At 39.3% G+C, this 19,119-nt stretch carries 15 protein-coding genes; 11 read left to right on the top strand and 4 right to left on the bottom strand.

Annotated elements, in window-relative coordinates; translation table 11 throughout:
- Window positions 1–81: 81 nt before the first annotated feature.
- The gene (locus tag H5203_RS03280; protein WP_182819417.1) at window positions 82–846 is read right to left on the bottom strand and encodes an alpha/beta fold hydrolase; all 765 of its coding nucleotides are present in this window, start codon (window positions 844–846) and stop codon (window positions 82–84) included.
- A 141-nt stretch (window positions 847–987) separates the two neighbouring features.
- Here H5203_RS03280 and seqA point away from each other — a divergent pair, with 141 nt between their 5' ends.
- From seqA to H5203_RS03245, 7 genes are all read left to right on the top strand, one after another.
- A complete protein-coding gene (gene seqA, locus H5203_RS03275; RefSeq protein ID WP_149981080.1) occupies window positions 988–1,572 on the top strand; it encodes a replication initiation negative regulator SeqA in 585 nt (194 codons plus the stop codon).
- Window positions 1,573–1,582: 10 nt separating this feature from the next.
- Window positions 1,583–3,220, top strand: coding sequence for a phosphoglucomutase (alpha-D-glucose-1,6-bisphosphate-dependent) (gene pgm / locus H5203_RS03270; RefSeq protein WP_182759827.1), 1,638 nt, complete (start codon window positions 1,583–1,585; stop codon window positions 3,218–3,220).
- An 84-nt stretch (window positions 3,221–3,304) separates the two neighbouring features.
- On the top strand, window positions 3,305–4,357 hold the full coding sequence (gene astE / locus H5203_RS03265) for a succinylglutamate desuccinylase (protein ID WP_145233889.1): 1,053 nt from the start codon (window positions 3,305–3,307) through the stop codon (window positions 4,355–4,357).
- A 261-nt stretch (window positions 4,358–4,618) separates the two neighbouring features.
- A complete protein-coding gene (locus H5203_RS03260) occupies window positions 4,619–5,833 on the top strand; it encodes a thiamine pyrophosphate-dependent dehydrogenase E1 component subunit alpha (RefSeq protein ID WP_145233891.1) in 1,215 nt (404 codons plus the stop codon).
- Window positions 5,833–6,810, top strand: a complete 978-nt coding sequence (locus tag H5203_RS03255; RefSeq protein WP_145233893.1) for an alpha-ketoacid dehydrogenase subunit beta — start codon at window positions 5,833–5,835, stop codon at window positions 6,808–6,810. Before H5203_RS03260 ends, H5203_RS03255 begins: the two co-directional genes overlap by 1 nt.
- Window positions 6,811–6,818: 8 nt before the next feature.
- Window positions 6,819–8,396, top strand: coding sequence for a dihydrolipoyllysine-residue acetyltransferase (locus tag H5203_RS03250; protein ID WP_182819377.1), 1,578 nt, complete (start codon window positions 6,819–6,821; stop codon window positions 8,394–8,396).
- 141 nt (window positions 8,397–8,537) lie between these two features.
- Window positions 8,538–8,903 carry a DUF805 domain-containing protein gene (locus H5203_RS03245; RefSeq protein WP_182730938.1) on the top strand — a complete coding sequence of 122 codons (366 nt, stop codon included), beginning with the start codon at window positions 8,538–8,540 and terminating at the stop codon, window positions 8,901–8,903.
- A gap of 218 nt (window positions 8,904–9,121) precedes the next feature.
- On the opposite strand, the gene H5203_RS03240 is transcribed toward H5203_RS03245, so the two are convergent.
- Both H5203_RS03240 and H5203_RS03235 read right to left on the bottom strand, forming a co-directional pair.
- Window positions 9,122–10,294: a putative manganese transporter gene (locus H5203_RS03240; protein ID WP_182819376.1), complete on the bottom strand. Its 1,173-nt coding sequence runs from the start codon at window positions 10,292–10,294 to the stop codon at window positions 9,122–9,124.
- A 69-nt stretch (window positions 10,295–10,363) separates the two neighbouring features.
- On the bottom strand, window positions 10,364–11,989 hold the full coding sequence (locus tag H5203_RS03235) for a M28 family metallopeptidase (protein WP_182819375.1): 1,626 nt from the start codon (window positions 11,987–11,989) through the stop codon (window positions 10,364–10,366).
- 108 nt (window positions 11,990–12,097) lie between these two features.
- Between H5203_RS03235 and H5203_RS03230 the strand changes: the two genes are divergently transcribed.
- The 4 genes from H5203_RS03230 (at window position 12,098) to H5203_RS23110 (ending at window position 18,141) form a co-directional block, all read left to right on the top strand.
- Window positions 12,098–12,901 carry a DUF3025 domain-containing protein gene (locus H5203_RS03230; protein WP_182819374.1) on the top strand — a complete coding sequence of 268 codons (804 nt, stop codon included), beginning with the start codon at window positions 12,098–12,100 and terminating at the stop codon, window positions 12,899–12,901.
- A gap of 2 nt (window positions 12,902–12,903) precedes the next feature.
- Entirely contained in the window at window positions 12,904–13,692 is a 789-nt protein-coding gene (locus tag H5203_RS03225; RefSeq protein WP_182734741.1) for an ATP-binding cassette domain-containing protein, read from the top strand.
- Window positions 13,685–14,893: an ABC transporter permease gene (locus H5203_RS03220; RefSeq protein WP_182819373.1), complete on the top strand. Its 1,209-nt coding sequence runs from the start codon at window positions 13,685–13,687 to the stop codon at window positions 14,891–14,893. The genes H5203_RS03225 and H5203_RS03220 overlap by 8 nt, the downstream gene beginning before the upstream one ends.
- Window positions 14,894–15,531: 638 nt before the next feature.
- Window positions 15,532–18,141 (top strand): ATP-binding protein, encoded by a 2,610-nt coding sequence (locus tag H5203_RS23110; RefSeq protein WP_310736540.1) that lies wholly within the window; start codon window positions 15,532–15,534, stop codon window positions 18,139–18,141.
- Window positions 18,142–18,158: 17 nt separating this feature from the next.
- On the opposite strand, the gene H5203_RS03210 is transcribed toward H5203_RS23110, so the two are convergent.
- Window positions 18,159–19,001: a UDP-2,3-diacylglucosamine diphosphatase gene (locus H5203_RS03210; protein WP_182734736.1), complete on the bottom strand. Its 843-nt coding sequence runs from the start codon at window positions 18,999–19,001 to the stop codon at window positions 18,159–18,161.
- Between the last annotated feature and the right edge of the window lie 118 nt (window positions 19,002–19,119).

The raw sequence follows: 19,119 nt of genomic DNA, 5'->3' as shown, positions 1-19,119 counted from the left end.
TTAAACGGCGCGTACTATAGCATATAAAATTGTAATAATTTAGTGCGCTAAGTCAAAAATACGTGATTAAATTTTGCTTTATTAAGCCATTAAAAAATCATTGATAGACTTATTAACCGCCATTGGTTTTTGGGCATGCAACCAATGACCTGCGCCATGAATAATTCTTGCTTTTGCGTTGCTAAATTGAGCCATAATAGCTTCACGATATTCAGGCAATATATAATCAGAATCGTTCCCTTTGATAAATAAAGTATCGCATAAACAAGAATCATTTGCTTTAATATTTGCTAAAATATTGCGATATTTTTCACTTAGGGTAGTCAAATTAAAGCGCCACTGCAGTTCACCAAGTTCGTTTTTCGCATAGCTTTTTAGCAAAAACTGGCGAACACCTAATTCAGGTATTAGCTGCGTCATTAATTTATCCGCTTCTTTGCGGTCATTAATAGCATGGCTTTTTACCAGCTTTAATGCCGCAATGATATCATCATGACGACTTTGATATGCAACAGGAGCGATATCTAATACTACGAGCTTATTTACTGAGCTTGGATTAATATGTGCTATTTGCATAGCAACTTTCCCGCCCATAGAATGACCGACTAAATGGGCTTTATCAATACTTAAATGGTCCATTAAGGCGAGTACGTCGTCAGCCATTGCCGGGTAATCCATAATATCACTGTGTGGTGAACGGCCATGGTTACGTAAATCAAGATTCGTTACTGTAAAATTTTCTGCCAATGCATTGGCTATAACATTTAAATTTTCCAGTGAACCAAACAATCCATGGATCAAAATTACATGCGGCCCTTGGCCAGTTTGTTTGTAATTTAACAGCATCACAGTTTCCAAAACCAATCTCATAAAAGTGTGCCTAGTTTGCCTAGTGAAATAACAAATTGCAAAACATAGAGAATTAAATCAGGTTTGGGTATAATCAGCATGGATGAAAAAAATGTGACCCGTAACGACAGGAATAACATGAAAAAAATTGACATAGACGACGAGTTATATCAATACATTGCAAGTAACACTCAAAGTATAGGCGAAAGCGCCTCAACTATTTTACGTCGTTTATTAAATATTCACGGCGAAAATGATTTAGCCGCGCAAGAAAAACCAGAACAGCCCGTCACGCATGAGGTTGCAAAGACGACTCAAACAACTGAAAACACCTCATCGACCGAGAATAAAAAGTCAGCCGCTGTCACACCATTGACACAAGCGCATGCCAGTGTTTTTAATATACTCAATAAAGAAGAGTTGGCGATGCAAAAAGGCGTAGTAGGGCGCTTTTTGTTTATTTTATCTGCTTTACATAGAACTCATAAAACTGATTTTTCAGCGGTATTGGATGTGCAAGGGCGTGATCGCGTTTACTTCGCAACCAGCAAAGAAGCGTTAGTAAACAGTGGCAGCAGTATGAATCCAAAAAACATTACCGACAGTGAATACTGGGTAATGACCAACTCAAATACTACCCGTAAGAAAATGATGCTACACGAAGTGGCACTTGGCTTAGGCTACAGTGCTGAACAAGCTGAAAAAATTCGAGACTACTTATAAAGGAAATGTAATGGCGATTCATTCCGGTGCAGGGAAACCTGCAACACAATCAGATTTAGTAAATGTACCAAAATTAGTGTCTGCTTATTATTTAAATGAACCCGATCTAGAGCAAAACCCTGAACATTGTGTTGCTTTTGGTACTTCAGGGCACCGAGGTTGTTCATATGATGTGAAATTCAATGAATCTCACATTCTCGCCATTACTCAAGCAATTTGTGATTACCGAAAACAAAATAATATTTTTGGACCACTATTCTTAGGTAAGGATACGCACGCGTTAAGTGAGGCGGCTTACAATTCAGCGATTGAAGTACTTGTTGCTAACGAAGTACAAGTGATCACTCAAGAAAACGACGATTTTACACCTACACCGGTGATTAGTCACGCGGTCGTGTGTCATAACAAATTACATCCTCATGAATTAGCTGACGGTATTGTTGTTACACCTTCACATAATCCTCCAGAAGACGGCGGTTTTAAATATAACCCACCTAATGGTGGCCCGGCAGATACTGACGTTACTAAGTGGATAGAAGACAGAGCAAATCAACTACTACTAGAAGATTTAGTTGAAGTTGAGCTATTCCCATTTGCAAAAGCTGCCCGTTCAGGTTTTATTAAATACCAAGATTTAATGACTCCTTATATTGAAGATTTGATTAATGTTGTTGATGTAAAAGCGATTGCAAAGGCAAATATTAAAGTGGGTATTGATCCGCTCGGTGGTTCAGGGATCAACTTTTGGCCTATTATCGCCGAAAAATTTGCTTTAGATTTAACAATCGTCAATGAAAGTGTCGATCCGCGCTTTGCATTTATGCCACTTGATAAAGATGGCAAAATTCGTATGGATTGCTCATCACCTTATGCGATGGCAAACTTAATCGCCCTTAAAGATGATTTTGATATAAGCATTGGCAATGATCCAGATTATGATCGCCATGGTATTGTAACTCCTGACGGCTTAATGAATCCTAATCACTTTTTAGCGGTTGCCATTGATTACTTATTAAATCATCGTGATTGGTCCAAAGACGTTGAAATTGGCAAGACACTTGTTTCAAGTGCGATGATTGACCGAGTAGTTGCCCGTAATAATCGTCAAGTGCAAGAAGTACCTGTTGGTTTTAAATGGTTTGTCGAAGGGCTAAGTACTGGAACACTCGCGTTTGGCGGTGAAGAAAGTGCCGGGGCATCATTCCTTCGTTTTGACGGTACAGTATGGAATACCGACAAAGACGGTTTCATCATGGGTTTATTAGCCGCGGAAATTTTAGCTGTAACAGGAAAAACTCCATCAGCACTTTATAAAGAGCTTGAGCTCGAATTTGGTGCGCCTATATACAAACGTATAGATGCACCTGCAAGTTCTGCCCAAAAAGAGCGACTTAAAGGGCTAAGTGCGAAAGATGTTACGGCAGATACACTTGCGGGCGAGCCTATTTTACAAAAGCTAACTCATGCGCCTGGTAATAATGCCGCTATTGGTGGTTTAAAAGTAGTTACTGAAAACGGCTGGTTTGCAGCGCGTCCATCAGGGACTGAAGACATTTATAAAATTTACCTTGAATCATTCAAAGGTGAAGAACATTTAGCGCTATTAGAAAAAGAAGCCAAGAAGTTGGTTGATTCAGTGATTAGTTAATAACGCTTAGACAATTTTATAACGGCTGATTTATTCAGCCGTTTTTGTTTCTCATTTGCATAATAATATGAAGGCATTTGGATTATGACAGCCAACTCAGAGTATTTAAACGAATTACAACAGCAAGGCGATTTTTTAACTCTCAGCCGTAATAATGAATGGCACTTAGCACCGAGTGCTTTTACTTTAAGTAATGGTACCACTGTAACTATTCATGACACTGGCGTTATAGAGTTTCAACCAAAATGCGCAACTACAATCGATGTGGTACTTTCAAGTGCGATCCATGGTAATGAAACAGCACCTATTGAAATTTGCGATGAATTAATTAAGCGTATTATCTTAGGCGATTTACAACTAGCACAGCGTGTACTGTTTATTTTTGGTAACCCGCAATCAATTAATATTGATAAGCGTTTTGTAGAAGAAAATCTAAACCGTTTATTTAATGGTCATCACACTGTCGAAGGTGTAAAGATGAATAATGAGCGCACACGAGCGGCCAAGCTTGAACAATATGTTAGTGACTTTTATCAACGCGGCGGTCAGCAGCGAGAGCGCTGTCATTACGATTTGCATACTGCTATTCGTGGTTCAAAAAATGATAAATTTGCTGTATATCCCTTTTTACATGGTAAACCGTGGAAAAAGTCGCAACTACAGTTTTTATTAAGCTGTGGAGTAAATACGGTGCTAATGATGAAATCACCAGCCACCACTTTTAGTTACTATTCTTCTTTTGTTCATGGTGCAGATTCATTTACCGTTGAACTTGGTCAAGTAAAACCGTTTGGTGAAAATGATATGAGTCGTTTTGCGAAAACCAAAGCGACCCTAATCGCATTAATTAGCCAAAAAGAAGTGATATATAAAGAATTTGATGCAAGTGACTTTGAGTTATTTGCTGTGCACCGATCAATCAATCGCACTGAACACGATTTTTCGTTTCCTTTTTCGGATGATGCCGAGAATTTTACCGGGTTTAGCAAAGGTGATTTACTCGCAACGGATGGTCAGACCTGTTATTACGCAGATGTTGAAGGCGAAGCAATTATATTTCCTAATGCCGATGTTGCCCTTGGACAACGTGCATTATTAACGGTAATACCATTACAACTGACTGATAATATTATTTAATTTGTTGCTTTGCAGGTCAGCTCAAATCATTAACTATATGATTGTATATACTTTATGCTTTTGTATAGTTAACTTTCCAATGCCACTGTCGCCAATTAACTTTGTTTCGTCTATGATTAGTTGAATAACACTTTACGTTAACGTAAAGTGTTAGCAGCTTTAATTTAAATACAGTACAGTTTCTGCAAAGTTTATCCTGCAGAGCACAGCCAATAATAACAACTGACTTGTACTGTTTACGACAACAAAAGAAGGTAGGTTATGAGCAATCCAAATAACGTATCGCTGAATATTAGTCATGATCTCTCATTTATTGACGGTCATGCCTTAAATATTCCGACCTTGAGTATTTTAAACGAGGATGGCGATATCCACGACGGTGCAACAGCCCCCGATATTGATGAAAGTACTGCGCTGCGGTTATATGAAACAATGCGTTTTATTCGTGCACTTGATGAGCGTATGCAAGCTGCTCAACGCCAAGGCCGGGTAAGCTTTTACATGCAATGTTTAGGCGAAGAGGCGGCAGTGACAGCGTCTGCTGCGGCACTTGATCAAGACGATATGATCATGGCGCAATACCGTGAGCAGGCTGCACTTCATTATCGTGGCTTCACACTTGATCAGTTTATGAATCAAATGTTTTCAAATGAGTTGGATTTAGGTAAAGGTCGCCAAATGCCAATTCACTACGGTTCAAGTGCACTTAATTACATGACTATCTCATCGCCGCTAGGTACTCAAATACCGCAAGCAACAGGTTACGCGTACGGGCAGAAAATTAAACACATAGATGCAAAATCAGGTGAACTAAGCTCAACGATAGATAACATAACTATCTGTTACTTTGGCGAAGGGGCTGCTTCAGAAGGAGACTTCCATGCTGGTTTAAATATGGCCGCAGTGCATAAGTCACCGGTTATATTTTTTGCTCGCAATAACGGCTATGCGATTTCAACTCCTGCGGATGAGCAATTTAAGGGCGACGGCATCGCTTCTCGTGGCGTAGGTTACGGTATTAAAACGATTCGTGTTGATGGTGCTGATGCACTTGCTGTTTATGCCGCAACTAAAAAAGCCCGTGAACTTGCCACTAAAACAGGTGAGCCGATTTTAATTGAATCGATTGCATATCGCCTTGGCGCGCATTCTACATCAGATGATCCTAGTGGCTATCGTTCAAAAGACGAAGAAGCAAATTATCAATCTTGTCCAATCGAACGTTTTCGCAAATGGTTAATTAAGCAAAACTGGCTTAATGAAGAAGAAGACAATAAAGCCAAAGAGCAAATTCGTGAAGATATCCTAGCCGCATTAAAACGCGCTGAAGTGATTGCAAAACCGGCCTTAGAAGAGTTGGTGTCGGATGTATATGATACACCGATCCCTTCTTTGCAACGTCAATACGAGCAATTGAAAACGCATATCAAGCAACACCCCGATGCTTACCCAGTGACTGCAGGGAGAATTAAGTAATGGCTAAAATGAATATGTTACATGCGATTAATTCAGCCCTTGATATAACTATGGCTGAACATCCGCAAGCGTGTATTTTTGGTGAAGATGTTGGCTATTTTGGCGGCGTATTTCGCGCAACGTCTGGTCTACAAGAGAAATATGGTCAGCACCGTGTATTTAATACACCATTAACCGAACAAGGGATCATGGGTTTTGCTAATGGCTTAGCAGCGTTTGGCGCACCAGCACTTGCTGAAATTCAATTTGCCGATTATATCTTTCCAGCCTTTGACCAAATAGTAAATGAGTCTGCTAAATTTCGTTATCGTAGCGGTAACGAGTTTAATGTTGGCAACCTGACTATCCGTACTCCTTACGGTGGTGGTATTGCCGGTGGTTTATATCATTCGCAATCACCTGAAGCTTATTTTGCACATACCCCGGGACTTAAGATTGTTGTCCCTCGCAACCCTTACCAAGCAAAGGGCTTATTACGTGCTGCAATTAAAGATGATAATCCAGTTATTTTCTTTGAGCCTAAACGTTTATATCGTGCATCAACGGGTGAAGTTCCTGAACAAGATTACAGCATTGAACTTGGTAAAGCTGAAATAGTTAGTGAAGGTACGGATGTAACACTACTTGCTTGGGGCGCACAGATGGAAATCATCGAAGATGCTGCAAAACGTGCAAGTGAGCAGGGTATTAGTTGTGAAGTGATTGATCTACGCAGTATTTTACCATGGGATATGGAAACGATTGTTAACTCAGTGACAAAAACAGGGCGACTTATTGTTAGCCATGAAGCACCAATCACTAATGGTTTTGGTGCAGAAATTGCGGCGACAATCCAACAAGAATGTTTTTTGCATTTAGAATCACCTATCTTACGTGTTTGCGGCTTAGATACTCCGTATCCATTAGCGCTTGAAAAAGAATATGTACCTGATGCGTTGAAAGTGCTCGCAGCAATCAAGCAATCGGTCGAATTTTAGGAGTCATCATGGCAAAAGATTTTATTTTACCGGATATCGGTGAAGGCATCGTTGAATGTGAAGTTGTTGAATGGTTAGTAGCCGAAGGCGACACCGTAGCTGAAGATCAACCGATTTGTGATGTAATGACAGACAAAGCACTGGTGCAAATTCCTGCGGTTCATGATGGTGTGATCAGTAAGCTCTATTATGCTAAAGGGGATATTGCTTTAGTGCATGCCCCGCTGTTTGCAATGGATGTAGCTGGTGAGACTACAGCCGATCATACTCAACCAGAAACAACCAGCGTAATAGAGCACACGCAAACAAATACTCACTCTGAAGTCGTTGAGGATTTTATCCTTCCCGATATTGGTGAAGGAATTGTTGAGTGTGAAATTGTTGAGTGGTTAGTCAGCGAAGGCGATTTGATAGAAGAAGACCAAGCCGTTTGTGATGTAATGACAGATAAAGCACTCGTACAAATTCCAGCTAAATATACCGGCACAGTGGTAAAACTTTATTATGCTAAAGGGGATGTTGCACAAGTACACAGTCCACTTTTTCAAATGTCGATTGCAGGCACTCAAGCAAACGTTGTCGATATCAATGATGCATTAGTGAAAGCACAAACCAAAGCGGTAGAGCAAAAACCAGCAGTAGTTGAAAAGTCAGTGACAGCCCCTGTAATTAATAAAAAGGCGGTCGCATCACCGGCAGTAAGACGCAAAGCACGTGAACTTGATGTTGATCTAACCACAGTCCCAGGCAGTGGTAAGAATGGCCGTATTTACAAAGAGGACATTGAACAGTTTGTGAAAGGGGAAGTGCCAAATAGTATTGATACATCACCACTGCAAACGAAGCCTGACGTTACGAAAACCACAGCTAGCGACACTGGCGGCATGCGCATTGAGCCAATTAAAGGCATCAAAGCAGCAATGGCTAAACAAATGGTTGCTTCGGTAACGACTATCCCACATTTTACATTTTGTGATGAGATTGATTTAACAACTTTGATTGCTTTGCGCAGTGATTTAAAAGAGCAATATAAGCAACAAGGCGTTAAATTGACAATGATGCCATTTTTCATCAAGGCCTTATCGCTGGCTATGAAAGAATTTCCGGTATTAAACTCGAAAATAAATGATGAATGCACTGAGCTTAGCTACTTTGATGATCACAATATCGGTATGGCAGTTGACTCTAAAATTGGTTTGTTAGTGCCAAATATCAAACAATGTCAAACAAAGAGTATTGTTGATGTAGCCAATGAAGTAACGCGATTGACGGATGCTGCCCGTGAAGGACGTGTTAGCCCTGACGATCTCAAAGGTGGCACAATTAGCATTTCTAATATTGGTGCGATTGGCGGCACAGTTGCGACGCCAATTATCAACAAGCCAGAAGTGGCGATTGTGGCATTGGGTAAATTACAACATCTCCCGCGTTTTGATGAGCAAGGTCAGGTTGTTAGTAAGGCTATTATGCAAGTCAGTTGGTCTGGTGATCATCGCGTGATAGATGGCGGCACGATTGCACGTTTTAATAATTTGTGGAAATCGTATTTAGAGAACCCAGCCAAAATGATGATGGCAATGAGTTAACTTTAAACGTTACCTATTTTAAAACCAGCTTAATGCTGGTTTTTCTTTTACAAATAGTTGTTTTTAATTAATATACAAGGGTTACTGAAAAGTAATAAAGGCCCTATTAGGGAATATAAAAAATAACACTAAGGAAATACAATGGAACATTATATGAATGCGTTGCGCAGCTACGCGGATTTTTCAGGTCGTAGCCGTCGTAAAGCTTACTGGATGTTCGTATTATTTAATACGATTTTCTCAATTGTATGTAATGCAGTTGATAGCTTATTAGGTACAATGTTTATTGGCACTATCTATAGCCTCGCGCTATTGATCCCAGGTCTAAGTGCTGGTGCTCGTCGTCTTCATGATACGAATCGTTCAGGTTGGTGGCAGTTACTTTGGTTAGTACCAGTAATCGGCTGGATTGTTTTAATTGTTTTCTATGCACAAAATTCGCAAGAAGGGGAGAACGATCATGGCCCAAATCCAAAAGAAGTTGCTCTAGAATCCGCTACTGTTTAATTAAATAATGAATAATACCAATTGACTTAAATATTTAACCATTCTAGCGAGCTAAATAAAGCGCTAACTGCGTTATAATTTTTCAAGTAGAACAACTACATGTCAAAATTTATGCCTTGTTATCACTGTATTTATTTGTCGCTATAAATGGTCAGTAACTTAACACGATTGGTATAATGAAAAGCTCAGCAGTCGCTGAGCTTTTTTATGTCAGTGACTTACAACCCAAAGAAATATAAGCCATAACCAACGAGTAAAGCGGGAATTGCCGAATATATTGTTGCCACAAATGCGGCACGTGGTGCCATTGCGATTGCAGGGAAAAGGGCATCGCCGTCATTTGATATTGCATTCGCAGCTAAGGCACTAAAGGGAATGATGCCTTGAATATACAATGTAGTTACCACTATTTGTGGTCCACAGCCAGGTAAAAAACCAATCAAAACGGCAACTAAAGGGGCTAAGTATGCATAGTGGGTAAACCAGGCTTTTAAATCTACACCGGCAAATGTAACTAATAACTCAAATAGCATGAACGAGGCAACTACCCATGCCGTGACAAAATGGGTGTCTTGTAAAACTTTATATAGCTTTGAAGGGGGCGTTATAGTTTCTTCTTCTGAAGTTACTTGTTGATAGCTTTGACCTTTAGACGACAGCGCCCAAGTGGTCACAGCCAATAGCGCCATAATAGCGCCAAATAAGGTAATTGACTCAGCAAGTAGAGCGTCAAAGGCTGAAAAGTCAGTATTGAAAGCAATCATTATTGCCACAATAAGACTGGGCATTATAATAATTTGCCAAATTGATTTGCTGACAATAATTGCCTTACTAGGCTGATTTAAGCACTCATCAGCATAATCATTTTTTGCTGGGCGAAGATAATCTTGCTTATGAAAAGCATTGACTAAGGAGCCGCTGATAATACCAACGCTCAGGCCAATAATCATAATAAGTAAGCCTTCAAGCGGCTTCGTTGCTAATAGTAAAAATGCAGCATCCCCCATGGTCGCTGTTAATACCGCAACGATAGAGCCAAAGCTCGCTTGTCCTTTGGTAAATTGTGTCACTACTATGATGGCGCCTCCGCAGCCAGGTAAAGCACCGAGTAATGAAGCAAAACTAATTTCTAACAAGGGTGATTTTTGACTTAAATAGCCAAGCTCTAAGTGAGGCAACCGATCGATGGCGTAGTAATAGATAAATAAAGTGGCGGCAACAAATATACTAACTTGAAAAAACGCATCACTCATTGCCGTCAATGTCATTGCTCGCAAAGGAGCATACGCTAAACAACACAACAACAATAGCGGTAATATTATCCGTTTATTACTGGTAATAAAATGTGTGGACGTTGGAAAACTAATTTTGGGCAGTGAAAGTGAAAACATAAGTGCAACCTAAAAACTATCTAAGTTGCACTTTAGATTCAAATTAAATGAAAATCAATATCATTTGCGTTATTTTCTTTGGAATTCTGAGTTCGCATTCCATTTGGGCCATTGTGGTTGCTCAGAAATGTCAAAACCTACTTGATAAAACAGTTGTAAGTCTTGTACAGCTCCCGATAGATCCCATTCGTCACGGTACCTGTCACATGGTTGATGGTAACAACCACGTAGCACTAAGCTCATGCGTTTACGATAATTAGCCGTATCTTCGTCAAGTGCTTCACTGCCACCACCCGCATACATCGCTGGAATACCCATGTTGGCGAAAGCAAAATGATCAGAGCGATAGTACCCGCCTGAAGATGGTTTAGGATCGCCCGAGACGGTGCGCCCTTGTGCATTAGCTGCCTGTGCTAATAGCGAGTCCATTTCTGATTTACCAATACCAACTACGCTGATATCTTTTACTTTGCCTAACAAGTTCAAGCTATCCATATTAATATTAGCGACTGTCTTATTTGCTGCTATCACTGGGTGTGCAGCATAATACTTAGATCCTAATAAACCTTGCTCTTCAGCTGTCACTGCCAAAAAAGTCATTGAGCGGCTAGGGTGCTTTGGTAAGCTTGCAAACGCTTCTGCTACTTCAATTAAGCCTGCAGTGCCTGTCGCGTTATCATGTGCTCCATTGTAGATTTGGTCGCCTTTACGGTTTTTATCAGTACCTAAGTGATCCCAGTGTGCTGAGTATATAATATGCTCATCTGGTTTTTCACTACCGGGTAAAGTCGCAATGAAGTTATATGAAATTGATTTTTTGATGGTGTTTTTAACCGCAACAGACGCTGTTAAATCGCCCATATCAACATGATAAGCGCCTTTTGCTGCATTGGCTTTTGCACTGGCAAAATCTAAACCTGCTTTAGTGAAAAGCTCGTTAGCAACCTCTGTGGTTACCCAACCTTCAACAGCGACTCTGTCCATATTATTGTTTTCTTTTTGAAAACCAAACTGCTCGCCGCTCCATGAGTTTTCAACCACAGACCAAGGGTAAGAGGCCGGTGCAGTTTCATGAACGATGATAGCCCCAGCAGCACCTTGACGGCTGGCTTCTTCGTATTTGTAAGTCCAACGGCCATAGTAAGTCATGGCATCACCGGTAAACAAAGCAGGATCTTTAGTGGCAAAACCAGGGTCGTTGACTAAGATCACCACAGTTTTACCCTTAACATCTAAACCTGCGTAATCATTCCAATTATATTCTGGGGCATTAACACCATAACCAACAAATACCAGTTCAGAGTCTTTAATACTTTGGCGTTCGCTAATGCGACTGCTGCCCATTACCATGTCTTTTTTATACTGGTAATCTTTGCCGCCGATAGTTAACACCATGTTTGGATCTGCTTCAAGAGACACCAACGGAACTTCTTGTAAGAAGCTGTCGCCATTACCTGGTTGATAACCTAGTTTTTTAAATTCTTCAGTAAGGTAAGCTAGTGTGAGTTCTTCACCTTTTGAAGATGGAGCGCGGCCTCCAAATTCATCGGAGGCAAGCACTTTGACATGCTCTGCGAGTTGTTGGGCCTTGATTGAATAATACCCTTTGCTAACATCATCAGAGGTGAGACTTGTTGTTGCACATCCTGCAAGTACCGCAGTTGCAAGGAGTGTCAGAGAAAAATAACGTTTCATAGTCGCTCTTTTTTTGTTTTAAGTGAGCTCAGTATAAGAACTTCTATTAAAGAGAACCAGTTTTTGCGGTAAACTCCAACCATAATAATTGTAAAGCTAAAGATACTCATGAAGCGTTTTACCCCTTACGAACAATGGCATAGCCACAGTTTAGAAAATGGTGCATTTAGCCATTTAAATACACTGTTTTCTTTAAATGGTTTATCCGACTGGCCGCAATGTGCGTGGTTTTCATCATTTTTAGATGCTAAAAATGCAAATCAGCAAACAATTCGCTTTGTTGATGACGCCTGCTTTAGTGAGGAAGAGCGCTATTATGAGCAAATCATTTTTGATACCGGTAAAGTACCAACGCGACAACAAAATTGGCATGACTTATTTGGTGGACTTATCTGGTGTTTATTTCCTAAAACTAAAGCATTGATCAATCAACGTCATGTAGAAGAGATCACACTTCACGGCACTAAAGTACGCTCAAAACACCGCAATGCCTTAACCTTGTTTGATGAATGTGGGGTTGTACTTGCTGTAAGTGATGAAATTTGGCCTGCGTTACTTAAAAATCATCAATGGCAGCAGGCATTTATTGAGCAAAGAGCGTTGTGGGGGAAAACCATTGCGCCATTTATGTTCGGCCACGCTAATTATGAAATGCTAACAAAGCCGTATATTGGTCTGACAGGTAAAGCATTATTTGTAAAAGTACCGAGTGACATATTTTGTAAAGATTTAGCCCAGCAGTATCAGTATATTGATCAAACCCTTTATGAGATGATTAGCGTCGATAACTGTTTAAGGGACAATAGCCAGCTCTCACCATTACCACTGCTAGGCGTACCAGGCTGGTATGATAATAATAACCCCGAGTTTTATAGTAATACAGATTACTTTAGACCAAAACGAAGGACATGAACATGATAGAAGTTACGGGGCTTAAAAAGAAATTTAAGCTAACTAAAGACCATAAAAAAAACAAAGTCGATAAAATAGATCCCCGTGAAGATAAAGATTATTTTCATTCGGTGCGAGATGTCAGCTTTCATTGTAATAAAGGCGAAGTGCTGGGCTTACTCGGCCCTAATGGTGCAGGAAAAACCACCACGCTAAGAATGATCTCGACAGCGTTAAAACCCGATGAAGGGCAAATAATTATTGCTGGTGAAGACATCATAAAAAAACCACTATTTGGTCGTAAGTCTATTGGTTTTCTATCTGGTAGTACCGGTTTATATGGCCGTTTAACGGTAAAAGAAAATATCGAATATTTTGCAAAACTGCACGGTATGAGTAAAGACGCGATTAGGTCACGGTGTGAAGAGTTATTTGATTTACTCGACATGCATAGCTTTATTGATAAACGTGCTGATAATTTATCAACGGGTATGAAACAAAAAGCCAATATAGCCCGCGCAGTTGTGCACCACCCGGCAGTCGTAGTACTTGATGAGCCGACCACTGGATTAGACATAATGACCACTCAAACGGTGATCGAGTTTATCAAACGGCTTAAAGCGCAAGGGACTCCTGTTATATTTTCAACCCATCATTTAGATGAAGTAGCGCTACTGTGTGACCGCGTTGCGGTGATCAACGAAGGTATCAGTTGTTTTGACGGCAGTCTTGACGAATTTAAAAAAGTGGGTAAAAGCGACGAACTAAATCAAGCGTTTATGAATATTTTGACGGAGAAAAATAATGTTTGAAGTATTTAAAAAGGAATTAAAAGAGCTATTACGTGATAAAAAAACACTCATTTTTATTGTCGCATTGCCAGTTGCTATCTTTCCATTATTATTTGCGGTGATGGCATTTATTAGTTCTCAAGCAACACTTGAAGCCGAACAAAAAGTTCATACCTATGCCATTATCAATGGCGAATATGCGCAATCATTCACAGATAAAGTTTTTTACCATAAAAGTTTTCAATTATACAAAGGTGAACACACCTTTAATACAGTTGCAGAGCTTACTGAGGCCGTTAAAGCTGGCACCATTGATATGGGTATTTTCTTACCCGCAGATGCCAAACAAAACCTTGATGACGCAAAACAGAGCCAGTGGCAAGTGGTTTATAACGATGCCAAAGCGATTAACTTTTTATTCGACAGAGTAACAGAGCTTGCTAAAGAATTTGGTAATAAGCTAAGAGCTGAAAAACTATTGAGTTATGGTGTTTCAGTTGAGCAACAAAGTGCGATTATTGATCCAATCAAAGTTGTAAAAGTTGATACCGCTGATAAACGAGAAAATTTAGGTGAGAAAATAGGCGGCTTTATTCCTTACTTACTGATCCCATTAGTTTTGATGGGAGCAACATACCCAGCAATTGATTTAGGTGCAGGTGAGAAAGAACGCGGCACATTAGAAACGTTACTACTGACACCAATCACCCGTACGCAACTTGTATTAGGTAAATTTATTACTTTACTTGCAGCGTCAATCGCCACCACAACGATAACCGTGTTGAGTATGGGCGTATGGATCAGTATCGCGATTTCTTTCATTGATTTGGATGTTATAAAAACAGCATTTAGTTCATTACGCGTATTAGATCTGGCACTCATTTTTATTATTTTATTACCCGTAGCGGCGATTTTTTCTTCTCTTGCGTTAGCAATATCGATTTATGCGCGTAGTTTTAAAGAAGCACAAAATTATATGACACCACTGAGCATGGGGGTGATATTTCCTATCATTGTTGCTTTATTACCGAATGTTGAGCTAACAGCTAAAACCGCATTTATTCCGGTTACTAATGTGGCTTTAGCGATTAAAGAAATTATCAAAGGTACGATTGATTACACGTTACTTGGACTAATCTTTTTAGCGACCGTGATTGTTGCCGGTGCACTATTAGCATTTTGTGTTAAATGGTTTAATAAAGAAGAAGTCTTATTTAGGTAACAAGTTGTAAAGAGGTAGGCTGGGCGTAGTTGTTACAATACTCTCAGTTAAATAATAAAAAATGACGGGATAGCTCGTCATTTTTTATTACTTATTTATAGTTTCATGGTTAAAACTAAGAATCGATAAAAAGCTCAAAGATAACTTTTTTAATTGCTCTATAATATAGTTTGTTTTGAAAGCAAACTGGCAATTTTGATGCGCTACCCTCTGACATTTTCTAATTTATTTCGCAGTAATAAACTTTCTTTATTAGCTTTGCTGTTTTTTTCATCTTCGCAACTCCTGCTTTATATATTTATGAGCAAAAAGCACGCAAAGATGTTTACCAGATTGCCCAAACCACACTACAGCAAGAGCTTGATACAAAAGCACAAATATTAAAAGGGCATTTAAAAGATAGTGTCTCGTCAATCAACTTTTTAAATGTCACGCCGCCTATCAGTGGTATTAGTCGAGCCGCTGCAAATAACCTTATTGATCCACTATTAAATACGCCCATCGCAATATGGCAAACGCGCTTAGCTGAAATATTTAGTGGCTTTATGCGCACTGACCAGCAGCTATTACAAGCCTGATATATTACCCTTGCTGATAATGGTCAAGAAATTGTCCGTGTTGATAGGATCAATGATGTTGTGGTGCGCCTCGAGGGAGACTTATTACAACAAAAAGGGCAACGGGATTACATGCTTAATGCCAGCAGGTTAGATAGTGAATCTGTCTATATATCACCGATTAACTATAATCGAGAGCATGGTCAAATTCAGATACCCTACGTGAGCACCTACCGAGTTGCGAAGCCGGTATTTAATAAACAAGGAGCAGTATTTGCTGTATTAGTAACAAATTATTTTGCTGACGAGTTATTTAATAGTGTTACTTTTAGTTCATCTGCTGGGGTTGATGTTTATCTGTTAAATGATCAGCAGCAGTTTTTATTTCACCCAGATCCTAAACTACGATTTGGTTTTGAGTTTGGTCAAGACATTACTTGGTCAAGTGTATTTAGTCAAAGCCAAGATATGAGCAGCCAAGCGACTTTACCTTTTCATGATTTACCAAGTCATTATTATTTAAAACAACGTATTAGTTTAGAAAATAACATTAGCATGTTGCCCCTTGAACTTGCGGTATCAATTAATACCGATATTTTGTTAACAGACGTTGCTAAGCGCCGTGATCATTTTGTGTTGGTAATTATTTCACTTTTCACTGCTTTGTGGTTATTAGTGTGGTTATACCAAAGGTATATAAACCGCAAATTAGAGCTTCACACCTTGAAGGAGCGTAATAACAAGATTATTGAAAATTCTCTCGATGCAATTTTAACAGTACAAGAGGATGGCCTTATCAGTAATGCTAATAAAACAGCATTACAGTGCTTTGATATCATTATTGATCACACCCAGTTTACGCAATTATTTTCGCTAGCAGAAGGTGATAAGTCATGTATTGATGAAACAATAGCACAGGGATCAAAACCATCATTTGAAGGCGTATTTATTGACCCGCAAGATCAACAACACTTTTACTCAATTACACTTACTAGCGTGTTTGATATCTTTACCCAGCGCTACCAAGTAGCAGCGATTTTACGAAACATTAATTCACTTAAACAGACCCAAGTTGAGCTTGAAAAACTCAATAGTACGTTAGAGCAAAAAGTGCAACAACGCACAACTGAACTTGAAAGTGCGATTGAACAAGCTTTGGCAGCCAGTAAAACTAAAAGTGATTTTATTGCTAATATTTCCCATGAAATACGTACGCCTATGAATGGTGTATTAGGGATGCTGGAAATGCTCAAAGAGGACACGCTAACGCAGCAGCAACAGCAATATTTAGATCTGGCCAATAGCAGCGCTAACTCATTAATGACATTGATTAATGACATCTTGGATTTTTCAAAAATCGAAGCTGGTAAACTTGGTATTGATAATCACAGTTTTGATGTGATTACTGTATGCAGTGATATGATCACCTCAATGGCACTGCAAGCACAGCGTAAAGGCTTAGAAGTGTTTTTGTATACTGATAAAGTTATTGACCGTATGTTAGTCGGAGATAGCCACCGATTAAAACAAATATTAATAAACTTACTTAATAATGCATTCAAATTTACTCATCAAGGTGAAGTCAGTTTGACTGTTGGGTGTCAGTATCTTACTGAAGAAAAGTTATTAATGAGCTTTGTTATTGAAGACTCAGGCATCGGCATTGCTGAAAAAAATATCGATAAGCTGTTTGAGGCCTTTACTCAAGAGGACACCAGTACCACTCGCCACTTTGGAGGTACAGGGCTTGGTTTATCAATTTGTCGTAAGCTGGCACAATTGATGGGCGGTGATATTAGTGTAACCAGTGAAAAGGGCAAGGGAAGCTGTTTTACAGCGCAAGTGCAATTACATATTGCAGCTGAGAAAAGACTTAATACTGCCGTTGAGTTGGCAAAAGATATTCAGGTTGGCGTGCTGATAGATAGCGACAGTGTATATAACAATGTCACTAATTTATTGATTAAAAATTGCCAAGTAGCGGCCAATAATATTCAACGATTTGACTACCAAGCACAATATCAAGAGTTAAAAGTTGATTTACTGGTTGTTGATAATGATCACCCATACTTACAAACACTGATTAATTTATGTAATAAGCAGAATAAAAAATATGTATTAATCTTGCGTGATTTACTGCTTAGTAAAAAAGCCAAAGAGCAGGTACCTGAAAATTGCCATGTGCTAAATAAGCCGCTTACTCAAGATCAATTTAGCTATAAGTTAGCAAGTTTGTTTGGTGTTAATAATAGTTTTTTGGTTGCTAGCCAAGGTAGTGAGCAAACAGAATATGTTGAATACGATTTATCAAACTTTAAGGTATTATTGGTTGATGATAATATGATCAACCTTGAAGTTGCCAAAGCAATATTAAAAAATACCGGTGTCACTATTGTATGTGCCAGCGATGGCCTAGATGCGCTAGAAATATTAAATACAGAGCACACACCTTTATTTGATCTGCTTTTAATGGATTGCCAAATGCCAAGCCTCAATGGCTATGACACAACCTCTGCAATTCGCAGCAGCAAAGCTGGTGCTGACTATGCAAAAGTGCCTATTATCGCTATGACAGCCAGCGCTATGGCAGGTGACAGAGAGCGTTGTATTACAGCTGGTATGAATGATTATATTACCAAACCCATAAAGCCAAAAGTTTTGAAAGATAAATTAGCTATGTGGTTAAAATAAACCACACAGTCTAAATTTTAAGCTACTGATTTTTCAGGTTTAGCCTTTGGTCCACCAAGATTTTGATTAAGTTTGGTAATATCAGCAGAATTAATCACTGTTTGAGTGTCAGACCAGTGTAGCAATTCGATACGACCATTTTCTTGCTCTACTACTGCGGTACAACTTTCTATCCAATCGCCATCATTACAGTAAACAATGCCATCAACGACTTTGAGTTGTGGGTGATGAATGTGACCGCAAATAATACCGTCTACGCCTTGCTTTTTAGCCTCATGAATAGCAGCATTTTCAAATGCCTCTATTGCTTCACGCGCTTTATGAACGCGGGCTTTTATCCAAGCAGCAAGTGACCAATAGTTACCACCATATAGGCGTCGAATACGATTAGTCCAGCGATTTAAAAACAGTAAAAAGTCATAACCTGTATCACCGGCAATACTGATCAGTTTGTTATACCTAGTTGCTGAGTCAAAATCATCACCGTGAACCAGAAGAAATCGTTTGTTGGCTTTGGTTGTGTGAATAAACTGCTGGTGGACTTCAATACCAAATAGGCTGTTATTGACGTAGTGTCGGAATGTTTCATCGTGATTGCCGGGAATATAAATCACTCGAGTACCTTGAACTGCTTTGGCTTGAATACAAGCTAATACTTGATAGTGACTAGGGTGCCAATAAAAATTTCGCTTCATCGACCATAAATCGACGATGTCACCCACTAGATAAAGGGTATCGCACTCAATACTATTTAAAAAGTCGAGTAGGTAATCTGCTCGACAATCTTTATAGCCTAAATGTACATCGGATATCCAAACAGCTGGGTAGTACTTTTTATCACTTTTTTCGATGTCGTGCATAGGAGGTTACTCACGGTGTAATAACAACAAAGTTAAGCAACTTGAATGACGTTTATAAGACTGTTTGACGAAACATCTATGACAATTAATGATCGTGCAAAAACAAAAAAACCGCATT

Source organism: Pseudoalteromonas sp. SG41-1 (assembly GCF_014164575.1).
Classification (GTDB): Bacteria; Pseudomonadota; Gammaproteobacteria; order Enterobacterales; family Alteromonadaceae; genus Pseudoalteromonas; species Pseudoalteromonas rhizosphaerae.
Note: the sequence above shows the minus strand (reverse complement) of the source record. Positions and strands in the feature narration are given on the sequence as shown.